The sequence below is a fragment of the Streptomyces prunicolor genome (assembly GCF_045162825.1).
Classification (GTDB): domain Bacteria; phylum Actinomycetota; class Actinomycetes; order Streptomycetales; family Streptomycetaceae; genus Streptomyces; species Streptomyces prunicolor.
Genome location: NZ_CP108676.1, coordinates 7,597,616 through 7,620,665 on the forward strand (window position 1 = coordinate 7,597,616; position 23,050 = coordinate 7,620,665).

Consider the following 23,050-nt stretch of genomic DNA (forward strand, 5'->3'; position numbering starts at 1 on the left):
GTGTCCGACTGATCGGAAACACGCACCGAAGGGACGACTCCATGGCACTCTCCCGTTCGGCACGTCTGGGGGCCCTCGCGACCGCGGCGGCCTCTTTTCTTGTCATCGCCGCTTCCTCCGCCCCCACCCCCGGCGCCGACGGCATCGGTGACTCCTACTTCCCCCAACTCGGCAACGGCGGCTTCGACGCCCGGCACTACACCCTCGACGTCGCCTACAACCCCGACACCGACCGCCTCGACGGCCGTACGACACTCACCGCCCGCGCCACCCAGAACCTCTCCTCCTTCGACCTCGACCTCCAGAAGCTGGAGGTCACGAGGGTCCAAGTGAACGGAAGACCGGCCCAGTTCACCCGCACCGGCGACGAACTGCGCATCACCCCGCGGGACTCGCTCCGCAAGGGCCGGGACTTCACGGTCACCGTCACCTACGGCGGAGTGCCCGAACCCCTCAACGGCCCCATCGTCTTCGGCTCCGACTACGGCTGGATGAAGACGACCGACGGAGTCTTCGTCGCCTGCGAACCCAACGCGGCCTCCACCTGGTTCCCGTCCAGCGACCACCCCTCCGACAAGGCCACCTACGACATCCGTATCAAGGCCCCCAAGGGGCTCACCGGAGTCTCGAACGGCCGGCTCGTCTCGACGTACGACAAGGGCGGCTCGACGTACACCCACTGGCGGGAGTCGAAGCCCATGGCGACCTATCTCGCCACCGCCACCATCGGGAAGTTCGACGTGCAGACGGGGACGACCCCCGGCGGCACCCCGATCTACGTCGCCATCGACCCCGTCCTCGCCAACAGCAACAGCGTCGACGTGTACGCCGTGACGGCCGCCGCCACCGACTACTGGTCGCAGGTCTTCGGGCCGTATCCCTTCGAGGAGACCGGCGCGATCGTCGACGACATGCCGGAGGCCGGGTTCTCGCTGGAGGTGCAGAGCAAGCCCGCCTACTCGGCCGTGCGCAGCGAGTCGACGATCGTGCACGAGCTGGCCCACCAGTGGTTCGGCGACTCCGTGTCGGTCGCGCACTGGAAGGACATCTGGCTCAACGAGGGCTTCGCGACCTACGCCCAGTGGCTGTGGACCGAGCACCAGGGCACCCGCACCGCGCACGACTCGTTCCTGGCCGGCTACAACTCCCGTCCCGCCGACAGCTCCTTCTGGCAGACCGTCGTAGCCGATCCGCAGCGGGACACCATGTTCGCCTCGGCCGTCTACCAGCGCGGCGCGATGACCCTCCAGATGCTCCGCGAACGCATCGGCGACACCGCGTTCTTCAAGCTGCTGCCCGCCTGGACGAAACTCCACCGCTACGGCAACGCGAGCACCGCCGAGTTCATCAAGCTCGCCGAGAAGATCAGCGGCCGGCAACTCGACGACCTGTTCCAGACCTGGCTGTACACGCCAGGGAAACCGACCCTGTAACCCTTGGTTTGAAAGGGAGGCGCCCTTCTGTAGGTAACAATGTGGGGTGCTTCAGCAACTGTTCAGCCCCTCCGTCCAGCACACGCTCGACCTCGTCGGCATCTTCGTGTTCGCCATCTCCGGCGCGCTGCTGGCCGTCCGCAAGAACTTCGACGTGTTCGGCATCGCCGTGCTCGCCGAGGTCACCGCGCTGGGCGGAGGGGTCTTCCGGGACCTCGTCATCGGGGCGGTCCCCCCGGCCGCCTTCACGGACCTGGGGTACTTCCTCACTCCGTTCCTCGCCGCCCTGCTCGTCTTCTTCCTCCACCCGCAGGTGGAGCGCATCCAGTTCGGGGTCAACGTCTTCGACGCGGCCGGCCTCGGCCTGTTCTGCGTCACCGGCACGGTGAAGGCGTACGACTACGGGCTCGGCCTGACCTCCTCGGTGGCCCTCGGCCTCGGGTCCGCCGTCGGCGGCGGTGTGCTGCGGGACGTGCTGGCCAACGAGACCCCGTCCCTGCTGCGTTGGGACCGCGACCTGTACGCGGTCCCTGCGATCGTCGGCGCCACCATGGTCGCCGTGTGCATCCGCTACGACGCGCTGGGCCCGTTCACCAGTGGGCTCGCGGTGGTCACCGCTTTCGTGTTGCGCCTGCTCGCGATGCGGTACCACTGGCGAGCTCCGCGTGCGTGGAACCGGAGGTCGACCGTCCGTGAGGAGTAGTGGTGGACCCGGTCTTCGCGTGCGGATGGTTCTTGCCCATCTCCAGCGTCAGCCAGCGGAACACCGCCTTCACCTGCGGCCGCCACAGCGCCATCGTGTGCCCGCCGTCGCTGCGCGGCAGGAACACCACGTGCACGGTCGTCGGCGCCTCGGCGACGGACGCCAGGGCCGTGCCCGCCTCGTAGCCGTCGCCGGACTCGCCGGAGATGTACAGGGCGATCGGCGGCGGGGTCTTCTTCTCCTTCAGCAGCAGGTACGGGTTGTTCGCGGCGCGCAGCGCCGGGCTGGCCGCGGCGAGTGAATTGCGTTCACCGATCGGGTCGTTGTAGCCGGACATGCCCACGGCCGCGCGGTAGCGGTCCGGGTGGGCGACGGCGAGCTTGACCGCGCAGTGCGCGCCGGCCGAGTAGCCGGCCACCGCCCAGCCCGAAGGGGCGGGCTGGGCGCGGAAGTTGTCCATGACCATCTTCGGTACGTCGACGCTCAGCCAGGTGTCGGCGTTGACCGTGCCGGTGATGTTGGCGCAGCCGGTGTCGACGCCGGCCAGCAGGTTGGTGCGCGGCGCGACCAGGATGAAGGGCGCGACCCGCCCGCTCTTCATCAGCGGCATCAGCTGCTCGTTGGCGTGCAGCGACCCGAACCAGGCCTTCGCCGAACCGGGATAGCCCGGCAGCAGTTCCACCACCGGGAACTTGTGGTGCCGGTAGGCGGGCTCCTTGTACTGCGGCGGCAGCCACACGTACACCTCGGCGTTGACGCCGGAGACCTGGCCCTTGAGCTGGGTGACCTCCACCCCGCCGGCCGCGCGCATGCCGGCGCCCTCGGCGGGGGAGAAGGCCTGCTTCACCTTGGGCAACCGTTTCAGCGAGATGTTGCCGGTGCCGTTCTTGCCGAGATTGGCGGCCTGCTGGACGTGGTTGCCGGTGCCGAGAAGGTCGGCCCAGTTGTCGTAGAGGTTGTTCTGGTTGTTGACCATGACGAAGACCAAGGTGACGGCGGTCGCCTGGGCGAACAGCAGCATCAGGGCCCGTGCCGCCACGCGGACGGCCTTGGGGCCGCGCATCCGTGACCACAGCACGAGCGGCAGTATGAGGGCGACGACCGTCAGCACGACGGCGGTGTAGAGGAACGAGGTCCCGGTGAGGCTCATGTCCCCCAAGAGGGGGATCACCGGCCGGGGGTCACGGACGAGTCCGGACACTTACCAAGAAATTGCCGGTTCCTCACCCGGGAGTCCGGTGGTTTAATGCGCCCGCAACAACAAAGCTACCGCTTAGTAATGGACTGTTGTACGGTTCACCCATGGGAGAAGCAGCAACCGCACCGGCGGCCGTACGGGCCACGATCGGCGACAGCGAGTTCGACCGCGACACGGCGGTCACCCGCCGCGCGCCAGGCGTCTACGACATCGACCTCTCGGGCGGCTGGACGATCATCAGCGCCGTCAACGGCGGCTACCTCCTCGCGGTCCTGGGCCGAGCCCTGGCGGACGCGCTCCCGCACAGCGACCCGTTCACGATCTCCGCGCACTACCTGACCGCGTCCCAGCCGGGCCCGGCGGTCATCCGCACGGATACGGTCCGCACCGGCCGCACCCTCTCCACCGGCCAGGCGTCCCTCTTCCAGTACGACGAAGAGGGCGCGGAGGTGGAACGCATCCGGGTCCTGGCCTCCTACGGCAACTTGGACACCCTCCCGGACGACGTCCGCACGACGGCGAAGCCCCCAGCTTTCCCGCCCATGGACCAGTGCTTCGGCCCGCAGGACGGTCCCGCTCCCGTCTCCGGCAGCTCGGCGATCGCCGACCGCCTGATGCTCAAGCTGGACCCGTCCACCCTCGGCTGGGCCCTGGGCGCCCCCTCCGGCAAGGGCGAGATGCGCTCCTGGTTCGGCCTGGCGGACGGCCGGGACGCGGACCCGCTCTCCTTGCTCCTCGCGGTGGACGCGCTCCCGCCGACCGCCTTCGAGATCGGCCTCAAGGGTTGGGTTCCCACGGTGGAACTCACGGTCCACGTCCGCGCCCGCCCCGCACCAGGACCGTTGCGGGTGTCGATCACCACCCGCAACCTGGCCGGCGGCTTCCTTGAGGAGGACGCGGAGGTCTGGGACAGCGAGGATCGACTGGTCGCGCAGTCACGGCAGTTGGCGCGGGCGAGGCTCAGTTGACCGGCTTTCGTCCCAGCCAGGCCGCCAACTGGCCGTAGGCGTCGGCCCCTTCGGGTGCCGCCTGTGCCGTGGCGAAGGGGGTGTCAGCGTCCCGTTCGGCGTCGGGGAGGACCCGGCGGGCGATGGCGAGGGCGAACTCGGCGAGTTCCGGGTCGAGTTGGACGGGGTGGCCCAAGGCCTCCGAGAGGTCCCAGGCGTGGGTGACGTTCTCCATGACGTAGCCCGAGAGCGCGATCCGGCCCGATGCCTCCCCCCACGGGACCCGGACCGGCGCGTCCAGCCGGGCGTCGTCCGCCCAGGCGGCGCGGACCCGGGCGCGGGCCTCGTCGTACGCGGCCGTCCAGCCCTTGTCGTCGACGCCGTCCACGAAGGGGTGGACGGCCATGCCGTCGCCGCCCTCACCGACCGTCGCGATGCGGTGGGTGCCGCCGACGAGATGGCTCAGCAGGGTCCGTACGTCGAACTCCGCGCAGGGGGTCGGACCGTCCAGCTGCTCCGGGCGTACCGTCCTGATCAGGGCGGCGGCCTGCTCGGTGGCGCGGGTGTACAGGGGGCGGGGGTCGTTCGCGTTGGTGTTCATGGCGGTGATGGTGGATCCATAACCTGACAGTTTCCGTCAACATTTGTGCCGGGTTTCCGGGAGGCGGATGCTGGAGCCGTGAAGGCCGACCGTCTCCTCTCGATCCTGTTGCTCCTGCAGACCCGGGGGCGGGTCCCCGCGCATGAACTCGCCGACCGGCTGGAGGTGTCGGTGCGGACCATCTACCGGGACGTCGAGGCGTTGTCGGCCTCGGGGGTGCCGGTGTACGCCGAGCGCGGGCGGCACGGCGGGATCGAGCTGCTCGCCGGGTTCCGTACGGACGTCACGGGACTGACCGCCGACGAGTCGCGCGCCCTGTTCATCCTGGCCGCGCAGGGAGCGCACGCCGCACTCGGCCTCGACGCCGCGCTCGGTTCCGCGCTGCGCAAGGTGATGGCCGCGCTGCCGGCCCCGTACCGGCCGGCCGCCGAGGTGACCTCCCGGCGCATCCTCGTCGACGCCACGCGGTGGAAGGGCGGGCCCCAACCCGCCGTGGATCTGGACGTGTTGCAGGACGCGGTCTTCGCCGATCGGCGGCTGCGGCTGCGTTATCGGCACAGTGGGGCGAGGGAGCCGAGCACCTACACCGTCGATCCCTACGGTCTCGTCTCCAAGGCCGGTGTCTGGTACCTCGTCGCCGACCGCCGCGCGCGGCCTCGCCTCTTCCGTGTCGACCGTGTGCACTCCGCCGGCCTCCTGCCCGATCCGGTGAAGCGTCGCCCTGGTGTCGAACTCGCCGACGCCTGGGAGGAGTTGCGCCGCCAGGTCGAGGAGCGCCCCGGCGGACTCGACGTCACCGTCCGCGTCCGCCGCTCCCACCTCGACATGTTCCTGCGCCTCAACGCCTCCTCGCTCGCCGAACTCCCCGCACCCGACAGCGCCGTTGACGGCGAGGGCGACTGGGCGACGGTGCGGCTGTCGTACGGCGTCGTCCGCGAGGCGCGTCAACTGCTCCAGTTCGCCGACGCGTTGGAGGTCGTATCACCGCCGGAGGCACGCGCGGAGGTGGCCGCGGCGGCTGCTTCTGTCACGGAGCTGTACCAGCGAGTAGGCGCGGCCCGATCGTGAAGTAGCAGGTCAGGGCGGTCTCTTGGGCTTCCCTTTACTCCGTGCACAGGGTGGGGACAGGGCGCCGACAACGAAGCCCTAAGCGACGTTGGTTGAGTTCCCGTCACAAGACATCCTCATCGTTTTTGGAGTTGTTTCTCATGAAGCGTGCGCGTCTCCTCCCCGCAGTGGCCCTGCTGGCGCTCTCGCCCCTGGCCCTGGCGGCCTGCGGGTCGAGCGACTCGTCGTCGTCCTCCGGCAGCGGCAACTCCGGTTCCACGCAGTCCTGTTCGGCGGCCTCCGGCATGCCCACCGGCAACGCCACGGCACGGCCCAGCGGCGCCCCGTCCGGCGCGCCCACGGGCGCCGCGGCCTCGGGCGCGCCGACGGGCAAGCCGACCGGCAACGCCTCCGGCATGCCGACCGGTGGCCCCGGCGGGGGCGGCGGACAGGGCGGCCAGGGCGGCGGCCCCGGCGGCGGGTGCGGCGGCGGCCCGGGCGGCGGCCAGATGAGCGGGGCCCCGCAGCAGGGCTGACCGCGGCTCCCGCACGACAGGGGCGGCACGCTCGTACACCGGGCGTGCCGCCCCTGTCGTATGCCTGTCGCTGTCGTACGCCTTTTCCGATGTGGCGTCAGCCGAGCCAGTGGCGGCGGCCGACGCTGATCAACCGCATCTGGCGCGTGGCCAGTTGGGTCACCCGCTCGCGCTCCTCGGCCGGTGCCTCCTGGGCCTCCAGGAACAGCGAGGACGTGACGAGCATCTGGTCGACATAGAGATGCGCCAGCATCAGCAGGTCGTCCTCGCGCCAGCCCCGCGACTCCGGGTCCTTGGCGAGTTCGGCCTTCACCTCCTCGGCGAACCGGGCGAGTTGCTCCCGGATGGCCTCCCGTACGGGCTGCACCCCGCCGTGCCGCTCGCGCGCGAGGAAGCGGACATGGGCCGGGTACGCGTCCACGTGATGGGCGATCAACTGGACGGCGCGCTCGATGCGTTGGTCGCTGTCCGCCGGGGCCACGGTCTGCCGGATCATCGGATGCAGGCTGCCCAGCGCCTCCTCCACGAGCGCGACCCCGAGGTCGGCCGTGGAGCGGAAGTGCCGGTAGAAGGCGGTCGGCGCGACGCCCACCGCGCGGGTGACCTCGCGCAGGCCCAGACTGCTCAGGCTCTGCTCCTCCAGCAGCCCCAACGCGGCGTCCAGCAACGCCTGTCGGGTCTTCTGCTTCTGTACCTGCCGGATGCCGAGGGTGTGACTCATGTCATCCAGTTAACAACTGTTCTCCGTAATTGGAAAGTCGCCGGACGCGCTAGAATCAAGTTCAGTGAACAAGTGTTACTACAACCGTTCACCGAAACGTAACGAGAGTCGTCCCGGACGTGCCGGTCGGCTCGGAGGGGGATTCATCCCATGCTGTTCCTCGTCGTAGCGCTCCTGCTGTTCGGCGTCGTGGTGGGCACCGTGGCCCACGCGCCGCTCGCCTTCACCGCCGTCGCCGCCACCGTCATCGCCGTCTGGCTGGGCATCTTCGCGCTCCGCGAGCGGCACGGCCGTCGCAGCCGTACGACCGCCAACTGACCTGCTGCGGCCGCCTGTTGACCGCCGCCCGACCCACCGTCCACCCGATCATCGGGAGCCGAACCACCATGCAACTCACCGCACCGGCAACCAGCGGCACCACCACCGACAACAACAACGCCGCCGTCAAGCCCACCGGCCGTCGTGACGCCGACGGCATGGCCGTCGCGTCCTTCATCCTCGGCCTCGTCGGCCTGCTCGTGCTCAATGTGTTCCTGGGCCCGATCGCCATCGCCCTGGCCGGCGTGGCGCTGTGGCGCGGTACCGCCCGTCGCGGCCGGGCCTTCCTCGGCCTCGGGCTCGGCATCGCCGATCTGCTGGTCCTCGTCGCCTTCATGCAACTGGACAGCACCGTCTCCTGGAGCTTCTAGGAGACCGGCCGGATCCCGCCAGGCCTGCCCGCCCCTCCGGGGTGCCCACCGGGGCCCGTAGAATCGGCGTCACCATGGCATACCTCGACCACGCCGCGACCACCCCGATGCTTCCCGAGGCAGTCGAGGCGATGACGGCCCACCTGAGCATCACGGGCAACGCCTCCTCCCTCCACGCTTCCGGCCGCAAGGCCCGCCGTACGGTCGAGGAGTCCCGGGAAAGCCTCGCCGAAGCGCTCGGCGCCCGCCCCAGCGAGGTCGTGTTCACCTCCGGCGGCACCGAGGCCGACAACCTCGCGGTGAAGGGCCTGTACTGGTCCCGCCGCGACGCCGACCCGGCCCGCACCCGGGTTTTGGCCAGCCCCGTCGAGCACCACGCCGTCCTGGACGCCGTCCACTGGCTGGGCGAGCACGAGGGCGCCACCGTCGAGTACCTCCCGGTCGACTCCTACGGCCGGGTCCACCCCGAGGTGCTGCGCGAGGCGATCGCCCGCAACCCCGACGACGTCGCCCTGGCGACCGTGATGTGGGCCAACAACGAGATCGGGACCGTCCTGCCGGTCCGTGAACTGGCCGCGGTGGCAAAGGAGTTCGGGGTCCCGCTGCACGCCGACGCGGTGCAGGCCTTCGGCCAGGTCCCGGTCGACTTCGCCGCCTCCGGGCTCGCCGCGGCGACCGTCTCCGGCCACAAGATCGGCGGCCCCTACGGCATCGGCGCGCTGCTGCTGGGCCGTGAGTACACCCCCGTACCCGTCCTGCACGGCGGCGGCCAGGAACGCCATGTCCGCTCCGGCACCCTCGACGTCCCCGCGATCGCCTCCTTCGCGGTCGCCGGCCGGCTCGCCGCCGAACAGCGCGAATGGTTCGCCCGCGAGATCGGCGCCCTGCGCGACGACCTCGTCACGGCCGTCCGTGCGGCGGTCCCGGACGCGATCCTCGGCGGCGACCCGGTGGACCGGCTGCCGGCCAACGCCCACTTCACGTTCCCCGGTTGCGAGGGCGACTCGCTCCTGCTCCTGCTGGACGCCCAGGGCATCGAGTGCTCCACGGGTTCGGCCTGCACGGCGGGCGTCGCCCAGCCCAGCCATGTCCTGCTCGCCACCGGCACCGATCCTGACCTGGCCCGCGGCACCCTGCGCTTCTCCCTCGGCCACACCTCCACGGAGGCCGACGTGGAGGCCGTCGCGAAAGCGATCGGCCCGGCGGTGGAACGAGCGCGCGCCGCCGGGCTGACCTGAGAGCACCTGCTCCCTCTAACTCTCCGTCACCATGAGGGAGGCCATCATGCCCTCGTCCTCGTGCTGCAGCAGATGGCAGTGGAGCATGTACATATAGGTGTCGTCGGAGAAGTCCGTGAACTCCATGGCGATCTGGATCGAGCCGCCGCCGACCACTTCGTAGGTGTCGTACCAGCCGAGTTGGACCCCGGTGGGATCCTCGCCGTTGACGGAGATCAGCTGGTACGGCACGTCGTGCAGGTGGAACGAGTGTTCCAGCTGGGTGGAGTTCGCGATCGTCCAGATCTCCTTCGAGCCGACCGTCGTGCTGATCATCGCCATCGCGGCCATGGACGTGCCCGCCGACCCGTTGATCAGCATGGTGGCGCCGTTCTGGCCCAGGGTGATCGTCCGGGCGGTGAAGTCGCTCGTGTCGTACCGGTCGATGGTGTTGAGGGTGCTGGGCAGGTCGTCCGGGGTGTCGGTGCCGCTGGCCGTGATCGCGAGGACGTCGTACGTGCCGCTGCCGCCGCGGATCCAGCCGGTGGTGATCACGGCCTGGAGGGTGGCGTCCGCGGTGAGGTCCATCGTGAACTCGGCACGGGCGCCGGCCACCAGGCGGATCGTGGTCACGTCGGTGGCCTCGGTCAGATAGCCCTGGTCGGTGCTGATCTGCGTGAGGGTGCCGCCGTCGCTGCGCTGGATCACGATGATGTCGGACGGCGAGGCGTTCAGGGCGCGGAACCGGGTCCGGGTCTTGGTGGCGGTGAAACCGAGCGTGGTGGAGTCCACGTTGGTTCCGTTGAGCAGCAGGGGGAAGGCGGTGGTGCTCAGTCGGTAGCCGGCCGCGTCGTACTTGATGTCCCCGTCGGTGTCCACGGCGAGGGACTGGAAGATGAGCGGGACGTCGTCGACGCCGTAGTCGCTGGGCAGCGCGGCGGACGCGTCCGTGGAGTCCTCGACGATGATCATCCCGGCGAGGCCGTGCACGGCCTGCTTGGCGGTGGTGCCCAGGGCGTGCGGGTGGTACCAGAGCGTGGTGGCCGGGTCCTTGACCGTGAACGTGGGCGCCCAGGTCGTGCCGTCGGCGAAGGCGACCTGCGGGCCGCCGTCCATCTTCGCGGGCACGTGGGCGCCGTGGAAGTGGACGGTGGTGTCCTCGCCCAGGCTGTTGGTGATGTTCAGCAGAACCGTGTCGCCGTTGGTCCACTTCATGGTGGGGCCGAGGAACGCCTGGTTGTAGCCCATCGTGTCGCTGGTGACGCCGCTCAGCACCTCGGCGGTGCCGGTCTTGGCCTCCAGCGTGAAGGTCGTGACGCTGTCGGTGGTGGTGCCCTCGAGGAGGTCCGGGATGACAAGGGTGCTGTCCGCCGCGGACGCCTTGCTCTTCGCCGCGCCGTTCAGCAGGGAGAAGGCCCCCCCGGCCGCGGCGACCGCCGCGATACCGGTCCCGGCCATTCCGCCGAGGAACTTGCGGCGGTGCAGACCCTTGCCCCGGGCCGCGCTGTCCTTGCCGTGTTCGCGCTTCTCGGCGGTGGATTTGCGGTGGTTGCCCTTGGCGTCTGTGTTCTCTTCGGACGCGGGCTCGCTGGTGTGTGTCATGGAGCGAGAGATTTGACCTAAGGGCTGTGTAAAGACTGGGGAGTTGTTAGCAGTGAGCAGGGCGAGCTGTGAAAGCTAAGCCTGCACGTCGCCTCCACAACTCTCCTTGCCCGCAAGGTGAGTTGGTGTACCCCAGGTCACATCCGGAGCGAGGGACGCATCGGACACGGCCGTGACTGAAACGACTCATAGCCAAAGCCGAATGTGACCTGGGTCACGATGCTGTCCGGTGTGCCCGTGTTACGAGTGTCATGTACCGGTCCCAGTCCCAGTACCGCCCGGGGTCCGTGTGATCCGTCCCCGGCACCTCCACATGCCCGATGATGTGCTCCCGGTCGACGGGGATTCCGTAGCGTCGGCATATCTCCGCTGTCAGCCGCGCGGAGTTCGTGTACATCACGTCCGTGAACGACGACTTCCGCTCCACGAAGCCCTCGTGCTCGATGCCGACACTGCGCTCGTTGTACGACCGGTTGCCCGCGTGGAAGGCCACGTCCAGCTCGCGGATCATCTGTGTGATGTCCCCGCGCTGCCGGACGATGTAGTGCGCGGCGGCCTGGTGCCCGGGGTCCTGGAAGGCCTTCACCGCACTCTCGTAACTGCCCTGCGTGACATGGATGACCACCCGGTCTATCGCGTAGTCGTCCGGCCGGTCCGCCCGCCGGTAGTTCGCCGAGGACGCCGCCACCCACGTGGCCCCCGGGAAATCGACCGCCCCCGGAGTCCGCGGCTTCTCCACCCCCGGCACCCGCCACCACAACCGCGACAACTCGTCCCGCGCCAACACCGCGGTCCCTACGGCGGCCACGGCGCCGCCGATGAGCAGCGCACGCCGGCCGGGGTGCCGCCCGGTGCCGCCCGGCGGCTTCTCCTCGGTGCCCGGCGGCTTCGCCGTCCGGTCGTCCTGATCGCTCTGTGTCTCCCCCATGTGATCGTCAACGGATACTCGCGGGCCCCGGTTCCCGTCGACCCGTACTCTGGAAGGGTTATGACTGAGACCTCCGTGCAGCGCCCCCGTCCTCTTCGCGTCCTCGCCGCCATGTCCGGTGGCGTCGACTCCGCCGTCGCCGCCGCCCGCGCCGCGGAAGCCGGCCACGACGTGACCGGCGTCCACCTCGCGCTCTCCGCCAACCCTCAATCGTTCCGCACGGGCGCGCGGGGCTGTTGCACCATCGAGGACTCGCGCGACGCCCGCCGCGCGGCCGACGTCATCGGCATCCCCTTCTACGTGTGGGACCTCGCCGACCGCTTCCGCGAGGACGTCGTCGAGGACTTCGTCGCCGAGTACGAGGCCGGCCGCACCCCGAACCCATGCCTGCGCTGCAACGAGAAGATCAAGTTCGCCGCGCTCCTCGACAAGGCCCTCGCCCTCGGCTTCGACGCGGTCTGCACCGGCCACTACGCCCAGGTGATCGTGAACGAGGACGGCACCCGCGAACTGCACCGCGCCTCCGACATGGCGAAGGACCAGTCCTACGTCCTCGGTGTCCTGGACGAGCGGCAGCTCGCGCACGCGCTGTTCCCGCTCGGCGACACCGTGACGACGAAGGACGAGATCCGCGCGGAGGCCGAGCGGCGCGGCCTCGCGGTCGCCAAGAAGCCCGACTCGCACGACATCTGCTTCATCGCCGACGGCGACACCCAGGGCTTCCTCGCGAACCGCCTGGGCAAGGCCGAGGGCGACATCGTCGACGAGTCCGGCTCCGTCATCGGCTCGCACGAGGGCGCGTACGGCTTCACCATCGGCCAGCGCAAGGGCCTGCGCATCGGCACCCCGGCCGCCGACGGCAAGCCGCGCTACGTCCTGGACATCTCCCCGGTCGACAACACCGTGACGGTCGGCCCGGCCGCCGCCCTGGACGTCAGTGGCCTCACCGCCGTCAAGCCCCGCTGGTGCGGCACGGCACCCGCCGGCCCCGGCACCTACACCGCCCAGCTCCGCGCCCACGGCGGCGAGACCGAGGTCACCGCCGAACTCGTCGACGGCACCCTGGAGGTCTCGTTCAGGGAGCCGGTACGGGGTGTGGCCCCCGGGCAGGCCATCGTGCTGTACGACGACACGCGGGTGGTGGGGTCGGCGACGATCGCTACGACCACGCGCGCGGCGACGGCGATGGCCTGACCCGGCCTGTACGGGCCCGTTCTCGGTCGATCGGTCACAGCGCTTTCGGTCGACCGGTCACAACACTTCTACTTCGTAGAAGCACAGGTGGTCCTTGATCTGCGCCACGTCCGGCTTGGGGTCGGGGTACGCCCAGACCAGGTCGGGCGCGTCCGGGACGGACCAGTAGGACGCGTCGCCCTTGAAGGGGCAGTGGGTGTGGGTCTCGGAAGGGGCCAGGAGGTCGAGGCGGACGTCCTCCGGGGGGAGGTAGTACCGCACCGGGGAGCCGGTCTCCTTCAGGATCAGGGGCCGGTCGCTCTCCGCCAGCACCTGGTCGCCGTGGACGACGCGTACGCGCTGGTCGCCCTGCTCGATCGTGATCGTGTGTCCTTGAGCCATACCGGAAAAGCACTCGCAGGCCCCCGGTTCTTCCCGCGTACGGTGACGACATGAAGATCTGTGTCTTTCTCTCCGCCGCCGACCTGGACGAGCGCTACACGCACCCCGCGCGGGAGTTCGCCGAACTGCTCGGCAAGGGCGGGCACACGCTCGTGTGGGGCGGTTCGGAGTCCGGGCTGATGAAGGTGGTCGCCGACGGCGTACAGGCCGCCGGTGGACGGCTGGTGGGCGTCTCGGTGACCTTCCTGGCGGCGTCGGCACGCGTGGGCGCCGACGAGATGGTGATCGCGTCCGACCTCGCCGAACGCAAGAGGCTGCTCCTGGAGAAGTCCGACGCCGTGGTCATCATGGTGGGCGGCACCGGGACGCTGGACGAGGCCACGGAGATCCTGGAACTGAAGAAGCACGGCCACACCGACAAGCCGGTCGTCCTGCTCAACACCGCGGGCTTCTACGACGGCCTGAAGACCCAGTTCCGGCGCATGGAGGACGAGGGGTTCCTGCCCGTCCCGCTCACCGACCTGGTGTTCTTCGCGGAGGAGCCGGTGGGGGCGCTGGCCTACCTGGAGGAGTCCTTCGGTACCCGCTGATGCGAGCATGGCGGGCATGGCTACACATGTGATCACCGGGGCCGGTTCCGGCATCGGCGCGGCCGTCGCCCGCCGACTGCACGCGCGCGGGGACGAACTCGTGCTCCACGCGCGCGACGCGGGCCGCGCGAAGGAACTGGCTGCGGAGTACCCCGGGGCACGCACCCTGGTGGGAGACCTCGCGGACCCCGACAAACTCAGCTGGGCGTTCTCCCACCAGAGCCTGCCCGACCGGGTGGACACGCTCCTGCACATCGCCGGGGTCGTCGACCTCGGCCCGGTGGGCGAGCTGACCCCGAAGACCTGGCGCCACCAGCTCAACGTCAACCTGATCGCCCCCGCCGAACTGACCCGCCACTTCCTGCCCCAACTGCGGCTGTCCGGCGGCCACGTGCTCTTCGTGAACTCCGGCGCGGGCCTGCGGGCGAGCGCCGACTGGTCCGCGTACGCCGCGTCCAAGCACGGTCTGAAGGCCCTGGCTGACTCGTTGCGCCACGAGGAGCACGACAACGGCGTCCGCGTGACCTCCGTCTACCCCGGCCGCACCGCCAGCCCCATGCAGGCCAAGGTCCACCAACAGGAGGGCAAACAGTACGACCCCGCCCAGTGGATCGACCCCGAGTCGGTCGCGACGACGATCCTCATGGCGATCGACTTGCCGGGGGACGCGGAGGTCAACGACCTGACGGTGCGGCCGGGACGGTGAGCGGGGCGAACGGTGCGGAGATCCTGGGCTGGCTCGACGAGGTCTGGGCGCGCACGGCAGCCGCGGTCGTCCTCGAAGGTGGCGACAACGGAGGGCCGCTCGCCGAACGCGGACTCCTTGGTGAGGTGTTCGACGCCGAGGATCTCGCGGGGCTGCGCTCTCTCACCACGACCGGCACGTTCGCGGACGACATCTGCCGCTGCCACGGCCGAGCGACCATCGCCCTGCTCGACGCCGACGGCGAGTTCATCGGGAGCGGCAGCGTGCACGGCGGGACGGATGTCTCCTGGGAGCGCGGCCGTTTCCACAACAACCTGGAGGTCGCGGATCCGGAGCGGTTGGCCGGGTTCCTGGAGCGGCACGCGTCCGGGAAGCGTTGAAGCGCCGGTCGTTTCTCAGCCCGTCCGGCATTTGAGGACGAGGCCGTTCAGGCCGAAGCGGGGTCTGGGGGCGCAGCCCCCAGGGGCGCCGCCACACCCCCGGAGGGTTCCGTAGTCTTCCGGGGTGAGCAACAACAGCCAGTTCAGCTTCGGTCCCGCCACCGGTGTCGGTTCCCTCCCCGGCACCGACGCCCGCGAGGCCGCGAAGACCGCGACCGGGGCCTTCGAGGACTTTCCGTTCCTGCCCGAACTGCCCGCCCGGGGACCCGGCGCGGACATGATCGGCCGGACCGCCGGGCTGCTCGTCGAGGTGTACGCGCGTGTGGAGCCCAGCGGTTGGCGGATCGGGGACCGGCCGGGGCGGGACACGAAGCGGGCGTGGGCATGGCTGGGGGAGGACCTCGACGCGTTCGAGGAGTTCACCCAGGGGTATGAGGGGCCGCTCAAGGTGCAGGCCGTGGGGCCCTGGACGCTCGCCGCCAGTCTGGAGTTGAGGAACGGCGAGGCCGTACTCTCCGACCCCGGCGCCTGCCGCGACCTCGCCGGCTCGCTCGCCGAGGGCCTGCGCAACCACCTCGCCGAGGTCCAACGCCGCGTCCCCGGCGCCCAGATCGTGCTCCAGCTCGACGAGCCGTCCCTGATCGGCGTCCTGCGCGGACACGTCAGGTCCGCCAGCGGCTACCGCACCTACCGGGCCGTGGACCGCCAACTCGTCGAGAGCACGCTCCGCGAGGTCGTCGGGGTGCACACGAACGGCCCGGTCGTCGTCCACTCCTGCGCACCGGACGTGCCGTTCGCCCTGCTGCGCCGGGCGGGCGCCGCGGGGGTCTCCTTCGACTTCTCGCTCCTCACCGAGCGTGACGACGACGTGATCGGCGAAGCGGTCGAGGCCGGCACCCGGCTCTTCGCCGGTGTCGTGCCGGGCACGGACTCCGCATTGTCAGACCCTGCCGGTAGCGTCATGGGTGTCAGGACGCTGTGGCGCAGGCTGGGGCTGCGACCGGGACTTCTCGCGGAGGCGGTCACGATCACCCCGGCGTGCGGACTCGCGGGGGCTTCTCCCGAGTACGCGCGCCGTGCCCTCGCCCACTGCGTCCGGGCGGCGAGATCCCTCGCGGACAACCCTGAGTGACGGAAGGACAACACGGTGGCCGGCGACAGGCAAGCGGAGACGACGGTGCCCGCAGAGGCACGGGAGAAGCACGCGCAGCTCGCTGAGCAGATCGAGGAGCACCGCTTCCGGTACTACGTGAACGACGCCCCGGTCGTCAGCGACGCGGACTTCGACAGACTCCTGCGCTCCCTGGAGGCGTTGGAGGAGGAGTACCCGGAGCTGCGCACGCCGGACTCGCCGACCCAGAAGGTCGCGGGGGCGTACGAGACGGAGTTCACCTCCGTCGTCCACCGCTCCCGCATGCTCTCCCTGGACAACGCCTTCGACGACCTGGAGCTGGCGGCCTGGGCCGAGCGCGTCCACAAGGACGTGGGCGCCTCCGACCACCACTTCCTGTGCGAGCTGAAGGTTGACGGCCTCGCCGTCAACCTGACGTATGAGCACGGCCGTCTCACGCGCGCGGCGACCCGCGGTGACGGTCGTACGGGCGAGGACATCACGCCCAACGTGCGGACGATCGCGGACATCCCGGACCGGCTGACCGGCGACCGCGTGCCCGACCTGGTGGAGATCCGCGGCGAGGTCTACTTCCCGATGGAGAAGTTCGAGGAGCTGAACGCCCGGCTGGTCGAGGCCGGTGACAAGCCCTTCGCCAACCCCCGTAACGCGGCGGCGGGTTCACTGCGCCAGAAGGACCCGCGCGTCACCGCCACCCGCCCCCTGCACATGGTCGTGCACGGCATCGGCGCCCTGGAGGGCTTCGACCCCCTCACCCGCCTCTCCGAGGCCTACGACCTGCTGAAGACCTGGGGCCTGCCGACCTCCTCGTACAACAGGGTGGTCGACGACCTCGACGGCGTACGGGAGTTCATCCGGTACTACGGCGAGAACCGCCACTCCGTGGCGCACGAGATCGACGGCGTCGTCGTCAAGCTCGACGAGATCCCCCTCCAGGGACGGCTCGGCTCCACCTCCCGCGCCCCGCGCTGGGCGATCGCGTGGAAGTACGCGCCCGAGGAGGTCAACACCAAGCTGGTCAACATCCGCGTGGGCGTGGGCCGTACGGGCCGGGTCACGCCGTACGCGCAGGTCGAGCCGGTGACGGTGGCCGGCTCGGAGGTCGAGTTCGCGACCCTGCACAACCAGGAGGTCGTCAAGGCCAAGGGCGTCCTCATCGGCGACACGGTGGTGCTGCGCAAGGCCGGTGACGTCATCCCGGAGATCCTCGGCCCGGTCGCCGACCTGCGCGACGGCAGCGAGCGGGAGTTCGTGATGCCGGCCGAGTGCCCCGAGTGCGGGACGCCGCTGCGGCCGATGAAGGAGGGCGACATCGACCTCCGCTGCCCGAATGCCCGTACCTGCCCTGCCCAGTTGAGGGAGCGCCTCTTCTACCTCGCGGGCCGCAAGGCGCTCGACATCGACCACTTCGGCTATGTCTCGGCCGCCGCCCTCACCAAGCCCCTGGAGCCCGCGGACCCGCCGCTGCGCGACGAGGGCGACCTGTTCGGCCTGACCATCGAGCAGTTGCTGCCCATCAAGGCGTACGTCCTCGACCAGGACAGCGGGCTGCCCAAGCGGGACCCGAAGACCGGCGAGGAGAAGATCGCGACGGTCTTCGCCAACCAGCAGGGCGAGCCCAAGAAGAACGCGCTCGCGATGCTGGAGACCATCGCCGCCGCCAAGGACCGCCCGCTCGCCCGCATCCTCACCGGCCTGTCGATCCGTCATGTCGGCCCGGTCGCGGCCGAGGCGCTGGCCCGTGAGTTCCGCTCGATCGAGCGGATCGAGCAGGCCACCGAGGAGGAGCTGGCGAACACCGATGGCGTCGGCGCGATCATCGCCGCCTCCCTCAAGGAGTGGTTCGCCGAGGACTGGCACCAGGAGATCCTCCGCAAGTGGCGGGCCGCCGGGGTCCGGATGGAGGAGGAGGGTTCCGCCGAGGACGAGGGCCCGCGCCCGCTCGAAGGGCTCACCGTCGTCGTCACCGGCACTCTCGAGCACTTCACGCGGGACGGGGCGAAGGACGCCCTGCAGAGCCGGGGAGCGAAAGTGACCGGTTCTGTTTCGAAGAAGACGTCTTTCGTCGTCGTAGGTGACAATCCTGGTTCGAAGTACGACAAGGCGATGCAGGTCAAGGTGCCTGTTCTCAACGAGGACGGCTTCACCGTCCTGTTGGAACAGGGACCCGAGGCGGCCGCCGAAGTCGCGCTTCCGGTCGAGGAGTAGCGAGGAGCAGCGGTTGAAGGCCACCCGATCGGCGCATACCAGATGCATACGGGTGGCCGGGTCGCATTCGGGCAACCGTCTACGACCGCTGCCCGTGGAAGCCTTCTGCGGCCTACTGTTGAGGTGTGCACCTGCCGTGCCCAGCTGCGGTTGGGGCAACCTCCTGCTCTTGGTGAGCAGGGGGAGTGGTTTTCCAAACGCGGTGCCGTTGACGGAAGTAGGGCAGCGGACCGCGTGGCGTGGGCACCGCCGGCTGTGAGAGGGACGGGAATGGAACCGACCGAGAGCGCCCCCCCGGACTCACTCCTGCGCCGGCTCACCGGCGCCTGGCGGGGGAGTCGTTGGGGAGCGCGCCCCGTGGAGCGTCCGGGCAGCACCCAGCCGCGCGCCACCGGACAGTACTCCACACCGGACGCGCGCCACGACGCACCACTCTCCGCCGCCCACGCCTCCGGACTGTCGGGCGGTGAATCCGGACGGCACCTGACCTGGCCCGCGCTGCCCACGGCGGTCGTGGTCGCGGCCGGGTTCGTCCTCGGCGCCGGCTTCTTCCGGGCGTTCACCGGCGACCACGCGCTCTTCCCGTCCGGCACGGTCGGCTGGTCGCTCGCCGTCCTCACCGGCATCATCGTCGGCCACCTCGTCGCCCTCGGCCGCGCCCGCTGGTGGGGCGGCACCGGCTCGGGCGCCGCCCTCACCCTCGGCGTCCTGCTGCTCTACGGCTGGGTCGCCGCCGGCATGGTCAGTCTCACCGTCGTCGTCCTGGTCGGCATAGCCAGGCGCAACCGCTGGCGCCAGGGCCTGGTGCACGGCGCGGTCGACATCCTCGGCATCGCCGCCGGAGCGCTCGTGCTGGGCGCGTTCGGCCGGGTGCCGTCCGTCGAGAAGCCGTGGAACCCGGACACCTGGACGGTCTACACCGCCCCGGAAGTCGTGCTGGTCGCCCTCGCCTATCTCGCCGTGACCCGCACCCTGCTCTGGTATCTGCACGCCCCGCGCCACGGCGGACTGCCCACCGTCGCCCGCACCGCCCTGCACAGACAGGGACTGGTCGCGGTCGCCCTGCTCGGCATCGCCCCGCTGATCTGCGTGGTCGCCGTGGCCCAGCCGGTCCTGCTGCCCCTCTTCTCGATCCCGCTGATCGCCCTCGACTCCACCCTGTGGATGGCCCGCGCCCGGGCCGAGGAACAGCTGCGCGATCCGCTGACCGGGCTGCCCAACCGGCAGTGGCTGTTGGAGCGCATCTGGACCGCCCTGGACGACGCCGAGCGCATCGGCGCCAAGGCCGCGCTCATGCTGATCGACCTCGACCGGTTCCGGTCGGTCAACGACACGTTGGGTCATCTGGCCGGAGACAGGCTGCTGTTGCAGATAGCCGACCGGCTGCGGGTGGCGCTGCCGCGCGGGGCGGAGGCCGCGCGGCTCGGCGGTGACGAGTTCGCCGTCCTGCTGCCCGTCGCCGACTCCACGACGTCCGCGACCCGGGTCGCCCGCAACCTCGTCGCCGCGCTCAGCTCCCCGCTCGACCTCGACGGGCTCACCCTCGTCCTGGAGGCCAGCGCGGGCGTCGCCGTCTTCCCCGACCACGCCCTCGACGCCGAGGGCCTGCTGCGCCGGGCGGACGTCGCGATGTACCAGGCGAAGCGGGACCGTACGGGCGTAGAGGTCTACGAGTCCAAGCGGGACTCCAACACCCCTGACCGGCTGGGCCTGTTGGGGGATCTGCGGCGGGCGCTCGACGCGCACGAGGTGCAGGTGCACTACCAGCCCAAGGTGCGCTTCGACGGTCAGGTCGCGGGCCTGGAGGCGCTGGTGCGGTGGGTGCATCCGGAGCGCGGGAAGGTGCCGCCGGACGAGTTCATAGCGATCGCCGAGTCGTCCGGGTTGATGCCCCACCTGACGGAGTACGTCCTCGACACGGCGCTCGCGCAGGTCGCCCGGTGGCGGGCGCAGGGACTGTTCGTGCCGGTCGCGGTGAACGTCTCCCCGCGCGATGTGCACACCCCCGGCTTCGCGGGCTCGGTCGCCGCGCGCCTCGCCCGGCACGGGGTCCCGCCGGGCTCGCTTCAACTGGAGATCACGGAACACGTCCTCCTGGAGGACCCGCAGCGCGCCGCGGACACCCTCAACGGGCTGACCGGGCACGGCGTGAAGATGTCCCTCGACGACTTCGGGACGGGGTACTCGTCCCTGGTGCATCTACGGCGGCTGCCGGTCAGTGAGTTGAAGATCGACCGGTCGTTCGTGGCGCGGCTCGCGGTGGACACGGAGGATGCGGAGATCGTTCGGTGCACCGTTGATCTCGCGCATTCCCTTGGGCTGCTCGTCGTGGCTGAGGGGGTTGAGGACGACGAGACGTGGGAGCGGTTGCGGGATCTGGGGTGTGACGCGGTTCAGGGGTGGCTTGTTGCTGCGGCGATGCCGCCGGAGGACATGACGGCTTGGTTGCGGGCGCGGGGGTCTCGGGGGTGGCAGCGGCCGCGGGCTGCTCTGCCGGCTGCCGCCGCGGATGATCCGGGGCGGATCGGCTGACCTTCTGCGCCTAAGGGGGAGGGGGCTTCGGTCGGTTCGCGGCTGACGGGTTCGCTGTGGCTGGTCGCGCCCACGCGGCGGAGCCGCAAATCGACACAGCCCCGCGCCCCTTGGGGGTTGCCCTCGGCCCTGTTGTGAAGTGGGCGATTAGCAGTCCTAGCCAAGGCCGGGCGGAAACCGTTTAACGGCTATGGCCCCCCGCCCCATAGGATTGGCCCCAAACCACACACACTCACCCCAGAGGAACGCTGCATGCCTGGCATCACGCGCGAGGAGGTCGCCCACCTCGCCCGGCTGGCGCGTCTGGAGCTGAAGCCCGAAGAGCTTGAGCACTTCGCGGGACAGCTGGATGACATCATCGGCGCGGTCGCCCGCGTCAGCGAGGTCGCCGACCAAGACGTACCGCCGACCTCCCACCCGCTGCCGCTGACGAACGTCATGCGCGCGGACGAGGTCCGTCCCTCGCTCACCCCCGAGCAGGCGCTCTCCGGCGCCCCGGCCCAGGAGCAGCAGCGTTTCAAGGTGCCGCAGATCCTGGGGGAGGACTAATCACCATGACGGACCACAGCAGCATCATCCGGCTCACCGCAGCCGAGACCGCCGCGAACATCGCGTCCGGCGTGCTCACGGCCGTCGAGGTCACCGAGGCCCACCTCGCCCGGATCGAGGAGGTCGACGCGAAGGTGCACGCCTTCCTGCACGTCGACCGCGAGGGCGCCCTCGCGCAGGCCCGCGCCGTCGACGCGAAGCGGGCCAGGGGCGAGCAGCTCGGGCCGCTGGCCGGTGTCCCGCTCGCGCTCAAGGACATCTTCACCACCGAGGGCATCCCGACCACGGTCGGCTCCAAGATCCTCGAGGGCTGGATCCCGCCGTACGACGCGACCGTCACCAAGCGGCTGAAGGCCGCCGACGTGGTCATCCTCGGCAAGACCAACATGGACGAGTTCGCCATGGGGTCGAGTACGGAAAACAGCGCTTACGGGCCTACCGGCAACCCCTGGGACCTCACCAAGATCCCCGGTGGCTCCGGCGGTGGCTCCTCCGCCGCGCTCGCCTCCTTCCAGGCGCCGCTCGCGATCGGTACCGACACCGGCGGTTCCATCCGCCAGCCGGCCGCCGTCACCGGCACGGTCGGCGTCAAGCCGACGTACGGCGCGGTCTCCCGCTACGGCATGGTCGCGTTCTCGTCCTCCCTCGACCAGGGCGGGCCCTGCGCCCGTACGGTCCTGGACGCGGCGCTCCTGCACGAGGTCATCGCCGGGCACGACCCGCTGGACTCCACGTCCATCGACGCCCCGGTCCCGCCGGTCGTCGAGGCCGCCCGCAACGGCAGCGTGCAGGGCATGCGCGTCGGCGTCGTCAAGCAGTTCCGCGGCGAGGGCTACCAGACCGGCGTCATCCAGCGCTTCGACGAGGCTGTGGCCGTACTGAAGGAACTGGGCGCGGAGATCGTCGAGTTGGACTGCCCGTCCTTCGACCTCGCCCTGTCGGCGTACTACCTGATCGCGCCCTCCGAGTGTTCGTCGAACCTGGCCCGTTTCGACGGCCTGCGCTACGGCCTCCGTGTCGGCGACGACGGCACCCACTCGGCCGAAGAGGTCACCTCGATCACCCGTGAGGCGGGCTTCGGCCCCGAGGTGAAGCGCCGCATCATGCTCGGGACGTACGCCCTGTCGAGTGGCTACTACGACGCGTACTACGGCAGCGCCCAGAAGGTCCGTACGCTCATCACCCGCGACTTCGAGAAGTCGTTCGAGAGCGTCGACGTGATCGTGTCGCCCACGACGCCGACCACCGCCTTCCCGATCGGCGAGCGCGCCGACGACCCGATGGCGATGTACCTCGCGGACCTGTGCACCATCCCGACCAACCTGGCGGGCAACTCGGCCATGTCGCTGCCCTGCGGTCTCGCGCCGGAGGACGGTCTCCCGGTCGGGCTGCAGATCATCGCCCCGGCGCTGAAGGACGACCGGCTTTACAAGGTCGGCGCCGCCGTCGAGGCCGCCTTCGTGGAAAAGTGGGGCCACCCGCTGCTTGAGGAGGCACCGTCGCTGTGAGCAATGCACTGTCGAAGGCCAAGGGCTTCAAGAAGTCCAAGTCCGGCACGTATGTGTCGATGGCCACCACCGCGTTCGGCGCGCTGGGTGTCGCCAAGCAGATCAAGAAGGCGCGCACCGAGCACGACACGCTCCGTCTGATCGACGCCACGGTGTCCGCCGTCGCGCTCGTCACCGGCTTCGCCATCCTGTACCGCGAGCTGAAGCGGCTGGGCGACGACGACGTCCTGCTGGGCTGAGAGGGAAGT

24 protein-coding genes are annotated in these 23,050 nt (G+C 70.2%); 18 read left to right on the forward strand and 6 right to left on the reverse strand.

The window, feature by feature from the left end; translation table 11 throughout:
- Window positions 1-41 precede the first annotated feature (41 nt).
- Both OG588_RS35050 and OG588_RS35055 read left to right on the forward strand, forming a co-directional pair.
- Window positions 42-1,433, forward strand: a complete 1,392-nt coding sequence (locus OG588_RS35050; protein ID WP_405950741.1) for a M1 family metallopeptidase — start codon at window positions 42-44, stop codon at window positions 1,431-1,433.
- Window positions 1,434-1,479: 46 nt separating this feature from the next.
- On the forward strand, window positions 1,480-2,136 hold the full coding sequence (locus OG588_RS35055) for a trimeric intracellular cation channel family protein (RefSeq protein WP_019058540.1): 657 nt from the start codon (window positions 1,480-1,482) through the stop codon (window positions 2,134-2,136).
- On the opposite strand, the gene OG588_RS35060 is transcribed toward OG588_RS35055, so the two are convergent.
- A complete protein-coding gene (locus OG588_RS35060; RefSeq protein ID WP_405950742.1) occupies window positions 2,045-3,286 on the reverse strand; it encodes an alpha/beta hydrolase in 1,242 nt (413 codons plus the stop codon). The genes OG588_RS35055 and OG588_RS35060 overlap by 92 nt on opposite strands.
- Window positions 3,287-3,438: 152 nt before the next feature.
- Between OG588_RS35060 and OG588_RS35065 the strand changes: the two genes are divergently transcribed.
- Complete coding sequence (locus OG588_RS35065; RefSeq protein WP_405950743.1) at window positions 3,439-4,302, forward strand: thioesterase family protein; 864 nt, start codon at window positions 3,439-3,441, stop codon at window positions 4,300-4,302.
- On the opposite strand, the gene OG588_RS35070 is transcribed toward OG588_RS35065, so the two are convergent.
- Complete coding sequence (locus OG588_RS35070; RefSeq protein ID WP_405950744.1) at window positions 4,295-4,882, reverse strand: TIGR03086 family metal-binding protein; 588 nt, start codon at window positions 4,880-4,882, stop codon at window positions 4,295-4,297. The two genes, OG588_RS35065 and OG588_RS35070, sit on opposite strands and share 8 nt — an antisense overlap.
- Window positions 4,883-4,960: 78 nt before the next feature.
- Here OG588_RS35070 and OG588_RS35075 point away from each other — a divergent pair, with 78 nt between their 5' ends.
- Both OG588_RS35075 and OG588_RS35080 read left to right on the forward strand, forming a co-directional pair.
- Window positions 4,961-5,950 (forward strand): helix-turn-helix transcriptional regulator, encoded by a 990-nt coding sequence (locus OG588_RS35075; protein ID WP_405950745.1) that lies wholly within the window; start codon window positions 4,961-4,963, stop codon window positions 5,948-5,950.
- 140 nt (window positions 5,951-6,090) lie between these two features.
- A complete protein-coding gene (locus OG588_RS35080) occupies window positions 6,091-6,465 on the forward strand; it encodes a hypothetical protein (protein ID WP_405950746.1) in 375 nt (124 codons plus the stop codon).
- A gap of 97 nt (window positions 6,466-6,562) precedes the next feature.
- Here OG588_RS35080 and OG588_RS35085 read toward each other — a convergent pair whose 3' ends face one another.
- Complete coding sequence (locus OG588_RS35085; protein WP_405950747.1) at window positions 6,563-7,186, reverse strand: TetR family transcriptional regulator; 624 nt, start codon at window positions 7,184-7,186, stop codon at window positions 6,563-6,565.
- A 150-nt stretch (window positions 7,187-7,336) separates the two neighbouring features.
- On the opposite strand from OG588_RS35085, the gene OG588_RS35090 reads away from it, so the two are divergent.
- From OG588_RS35090 to OG588_RS35100, 3 genes are all read left to right on the forward strand, one after another.
- Window positions 7,337-7,504: a hypothetical protein gene (locus tag OG588_RS35090; RefSeq protein ID WP_365306810.1), complete on the forward strand. Its 168-nt coding sequence runs from the start codon at window positions 7,337-7,339 to the stop codon at window positions 7,502-7,504.
- A gap of 68 nt (window positions 7,505-7,572) precedes the next feature.
- Window positions 7,573-7,875 (forward strand): DUF4190 domain-containing protein, encoded by a 303-nt coding sequence (locus tag OG588_RS35095; protein WP_405950748.1) that lies wholly within the window; start codon window positions 7,573-7,575, stop codon window positions 7,873-7,875.
- A gap of 74 nt (window positions 7,876-7,949) precedes the next feature.
- Window positions 7,950-9,113 (forward strand): cysteine desulfurase family protein, encoded by a 1,164-nt coding sequence (locus OG588_RS35100; protein WP_405950749.1) that lies wholly within the window; start codon window positions 7,950-7,952, stop codon window positions 9,111-9,113.
- Window positions 9,114-9,128: 15 nt separating this feature from the next.
- Here the strand turns inward: OG588_RS35100 and OG588_RS35105 are convergent, their stop codons facing one another.
- Together OG588_RS35105 and OG588_RS35110 are read right to left on the reverse strand one after the other, a co-directional pair.
- Window positions 9,129-10,694 (reverse strand): multicopper oxidase family protein, encoded by a 1,566-nt coding sequence (locus tag OG588_RS35105; RefSeq protein ID WP_405950750.1) that lies wholly within the window; start codon window positions 10,692-10,694, stop codon window positions 9,129-9,131.
- Between the two features lie 214 nt (window positions 10,695-10,908).
- Window positions 10,909-11,622: an N-acetylmuramoyl-L-alanine amidase gene (locus OG588_RS35110; protein WP_405950751.1), complete on the reverse strand. Its 714-nt coding sequence runs from the start codon at window positions 11,620-11,622 to the stop codon at window positions 10,909-10,911.
- 60 nt (window positions 11,623-11,682) lie between these two features.
- On the opposite strand from OG588_RS35110, the gene mnmA reads away from it, so the two are divergent.
- Window positions 11,683-12,816 (forward strand): tRNA 2-thiouridine(34) synthase MnmA, encoded by a 1,134-nt coding sequence (mnmA, locus tag OG588_RS35115; RefSeq protein WP_405950752.1) that lies wholly within the window; start codon window positions 11,683-11,685, stop codon window positions 12,814-12,816.
- A 57-nt stretch (window positions 12,817-12,873) separates the two neighbouring features.
- On the opposite strand, the gene OG588_RS35120 is transcribed toward mnmA, so the two are convergent.
- A complete protein-coding gene (locus OG588_RS35120; protein WP_405950753.1) occupies window positions 12,874-13,197 on the reverse strand; it encodes a DUF427 domain-containing protein in 324 nt (107 codons plus the stop codon).
- 50 nt (window positions 13,198-13,247) lie between these two features.
- On the opposite strand from OG588_RS35120, the gene OG588_RS35125 reads away from it, so the two are divergent.
- From OG588_RS35125 to OG588_RS35165, 9 genes are all read left to right on the forward strand, one after another.
- On the forward strand, window positions 13,248-13,787 hold the full coding sequence (locus tag OG588_RS35125; protein WP_405950754.1) for a TIGR00730 family Rossman fold protein: 540 nt from the start codon (window positions 13,248-13,250) through the stop codon (window positions 13,785-13,787).
- A gap of 7 nt (window positions 13,788-13,794) precedes the next feature.
- Window positions 13,795-14,493, forward strand: a complete 699-nt coding sequence (locus OG588_RS35130) for an SDR family oxidoreductase (RefSeq protein ID WP_360076578.1) — start codon at window positions 13,795-13,797, stop codon at window positions 14,491-14,493.
- Window positions 14,490-14,873 carry a hypothetical protein gene (locus OG588_RS35135; RefSeq protein WP_405950755.1) on the forward strand — a complete coding sequence of 128 codons (384 nt, stop codon included), beginning with the start codon at window positions 14,490-14,492 and terminating at the stop codon, window positions 14,871-14,873. Before OG588_RS35130 ends, OG588_RS35135 begins: the two co-directional genes overlap by 4 nt.
- 124 nt (window positions 14,874-14,997) lie before the next feature.
- Window positions 14,998-16,005, forward strand: coding sequence for a methionine synthase (locus OG588_RS35140; protein WP_405950756.1), 1,008 nt, complete (start codon window positions 14,998-15,000; stop codon window positions 16,003-16,005).
- A 15-nt stretch (window positions 16,006-16,020) separates the two neighbouring features.
- Complete coding sequence (gene ligA, locus OG588_RS35145; protein ID WP_405950757.1) at window positions 16,021-18,213, forward strand: NAD-dependent DNA ligase LigA; 2,193 nt, start codon at window positions 16,021-16,023, stop codon at window positions 18,211-18,213.
- A gap of 270 nt (window positions 18,214-18,483) precedes the next feature.
- Window positions 18,484-20,745, forward strand: a complete 2,262-nt coding sequence (locus tag OG588_RS35150; protein WP_405950758.1) for a putative bifunctional diguanylate cyclase/phosphodiesterase — start codon at window positions 18,484-18,486, stop codon at window positions 20,743-20,745.
- A 252-nt stretch (window positions 20,746-20,997) separates the two neighbouring features.
- Window positions 20,998-21,294, forward strand: a complete 297-nt coding sequence (gatC, locus tag OG588_RS35155; RefSeq protein WP_007384860.1) for an Asp-tRNA(Asn)/Glu-tRNA(Gln) amidotransferase subunit GatC — start codon at window positions 20,998-21,000, stop codon at window positions 21,292-21,294.
- Window positions 21,295-21,299: 5 nt separating this feature from the next.
- Window positions 21,300-22,802 (forward strand): Asp-tRNA(Asn)/Glu-tRNA(Gln) amidotransferase subunit GatA, encoded by a 1,503-nt coding sequence (gatA, locus tag OG588_RS35160; protein ID WP_405950759.1) that lies wholly within the window; start codon window positions 21,300-21,302, stop codon window positions 22,800-22,802.
- Window positions 22,799-23,041, forward strand: a complete 243-nt coding sequence (locus OG588_RS35165; RefSeq protein WP_019058562.1) for a hypothetical protein — start codon at window positions 22,799-22,801, stop codon at window positions 23,039-23,041. The genes gatA and OG588_RS35165 overlap by 4 nt, the downstream gene beginning before the upstream one ends.
- Window positions 23,042-23,050 lie beyond the last annotated feature (9 nt).

Coding starts and splice junctions, on each gene's coding strand:
- OG588_RS35050 (WP_405950741.1), top strand. CDS start 42: ATGGCACTCTCCCGTTCGGCACGTCTGGGGGCCCTCGCGACCGCGGCG.
- OG588_RS35060 (WP_405950742.1), bottom strand. CDS start 3,286: ATGAGCCTCACCGGGACCTCGTTCCTCTACACCGCCGTCGTGCTGACG.
- OG588_RS35065 (WP_405950743.1), top strand. CDS start 3,439: ATGGGAGAAGCAGCAACCGCACCGGCGGCCGTACGGGCCACGATCGGC.
- OG588_RS35070 (WP_405950744.1), bottom strand. CDS start 4,882: ATGAACACCAACGCGAACGACCCCCGCCCCCTGTACACCCGCGCCACC.
- OG588_RS35080 (WP_405950746.1), top strand. CDS start 6,091: ATGAAGCGTGCGCGTCTCCTCCCCGCAGTGGCCCTGCTGGCGCTCTCG.
- OG588_RS35085 (WP_405950747.1), bottom strand. CDS start 7,186: ATGAGTCACACCCTCGGCATCCGGCAGGTACAGAAGCAGAAGACCCGA.
- OG588_RS35090 (WP_365306810.1), top strand. CDS start 7,337: ATGCTGTTCCTCGTCGTAGCGCTCCTGCTGTTCGGCGTCGTGGTGGGC.
- OG588_RS35095 (WP_405950748.1), top strand. CDS start 7,573: ATGCAACTCACCGCACCGGCAACCAGCGGCACCACCACCGACAACAAC.
- OG588_RS35100 (WP_405950749.1), top strand. CDS start 7,950: ATGGCATACCTCGACCACGCCGCGACCACCCCGATGCTTCCCGAGGCA.
- OG588_RS35105 (WP_405950750.1), bottom strand. CDS start 10,694: ATGACACACACCAGCGAGCCCGCGTCCGAAGAGAACACAGACGCCAAG.
- OG588_RS35110 (WP_405950751.1), bottom strand. CDS start 11,622: ATGGGGGAGACACAGAGCGATCAGGACGACCGGACGGCGAAGCCGCCG.
- mnmA (WP_405950752.1), top strand. CDS start 11,683: ATGACTGAGACCTCCGTGCAGCGCCCCCGTCCTCTTCGCGTCCTCGCC.
- OG588_RS35120 (WP_405950753.1), bottom strand. CDS start 13,197: ATGGCTCAAGGACACACGATCACGATCGAGCAGGGCGACCAGCGCGTA.
- OG588_RS35125 (WP_405950754.1), top strand. CDS start 13,248: ATGAAGATCTGTGTCTTTCTCTCCGCCGCCGACCTGGACGAGCGCTAC.
- OG588_RS35130 (WP_360076578.1), top strand. CDS start 13,795: ATGGCGGGCATGGCTACACATGTGATCACCGGGGCCGGTTCCGGCATC.
- OG588_RS35150 (WP_405950758.1), top strand. CDS start 18,484: ATGGAACCGACCGAGAGCGCCCCCCCGGACTCACTCCTGCGCCGGCTC.
- gatC (WP_007384860.1), top strand. CDS start 20,998: ATGCCTGGCATCACGCGCGAGGAGGTCGCCCACCTCGCCCGGCTGGCG.
- gatA (WP_405950759.1), top strand. CDS start 21,300: ATGACGGACCACAGCAGCATCATCCGGCTCACCGCAGCCGAGACCGCC.